The sequence below is a fragment of the Amycolatopsis sp. WAC 01375 genome, assembly GCF_003947325.1.
Lineage (GTDB): Bacteria > Actinomycetota > Actinomycetes > Mycobacteriales > Pseudonocardiaceae > Amycolatopsis.
The window spans coordinates 1-1,099 of the sequence record NZ_QHHW01000004.1 but is presented as its reverse complement, the minus strand read 5'-3'; the positions used below and the strand labels follow the sequence as shown (position 1 = coordinate 1,099).

General features: G+C 67.5%; 1 protein-coding gene. It reads right to left on the bottom strand.

Going from position 1 to position 1,099, the window contains the following annotated elements; all coding sequences use genetic code 11:
* Nucleotide 1: 1 nt before the first annotated feature.
* Nucleotides 2-991 (bottom strand): IS481 family transposase, encoded by a 990-nt coding sequence (locus DL991_RS00020; RefSeq protein ID WP_125779648.1) that lies wholly within the window; start codon nt 989-991, stop codon nt 2-4.
* Between the last annotated feature and the right edge of the window lie 108 nt (nt 992-1,099).

The window sequence follows — 1,099 nt, the reverse complement described above, 5'->3', positions numbered from 1 at the left end:
CCTAGGTGTAGTGACCTGGGAGGTTGGGGACGCGGCTGGTGGGTGGTTTGCCGGCGAGTGCGGTGTGGCCGCGGTGGTGATTGTAGGTGTGGAGCCAGTGTGGGTAGGCGTCTCGTCGTTCGCGTTCTGAGTGGTAGGGGCGGGCGTAGGCCCATTCCTCGAGGAGGGTGCGGTTGAACCGTTCGACTTTGCCGTTGGTTTGTGGCCGGTAGGGTCGGGTGCGTTTGTGGCTGATCCCGGCGTTGGCGAGTGTGTCGCGCCAGAGGCGGGATTTGTAGCAGGCCCCGTTGTCGGTCAGGACCTTCTTGATGGTGATTCCGTTGCTGGTGAAGAAGTTCTGGGCTCGTTGCCAGAACGCGGCGGCGGTTTCTTTCTTCTGGTCGGTCAGGATTTCGCTGTAGGCCAGGCGGGAGTGGTCGTCGAGGGCGTTGTGCAGGTAGCTGGATCCGATCCTGGGTTTGCCATCCCGGTAGCGGGCGGTGGTGGTGGCTTTTTTGTGCCGCAGGCCGGTGGCGCGGTCGAGGACACGGTGCCCGCCGCCGTCGGGGATGTTGCCCAGCTTTTTGATGTCGACATGGATCAGGTCACCGGGTGCGGCGTGTTCGTAGCGGCGGACCGGCCGGGCGGTGGCCCGGTCCAGGTGGGAGAGCCGGGCCAGGCCGTAACGGCGCAGGACCCGGTGCACCGTGGACGGGTTCAGCCCGAGCAGAAAAGCGATCCGGGCCGGTCCCCACCGGCGCAGGACCCGGACCTTGATGATCCGCCGCTCGGTCCGGGCCGGAAGCCGCGACGGGCAGCGATGCGGGCGGGACGGGCGATCGACCATCGCCGCTTCGCCACCCTCGCGGTAGCGGCCGGCCCACCGTTTCGCCGTGGACACCGCGACCTGGAACCGCTCCGCGGCCCGCCGCAACGGCCAGCCCTCGTCCACGACACACCGGGCCAGGCGCAACCGTCCGGCAGGGGTCAACGGTGCGTTAGCGTGAGTCACGAGGGCCTCCAGGTAGCCGGTGCAGATGTCGCAATCCACACCGAACCCGGAGGCCCTCCCCTATTCCAAGATCATCGACCCACGTGTCGCCCCCGTTCACAACCTCCC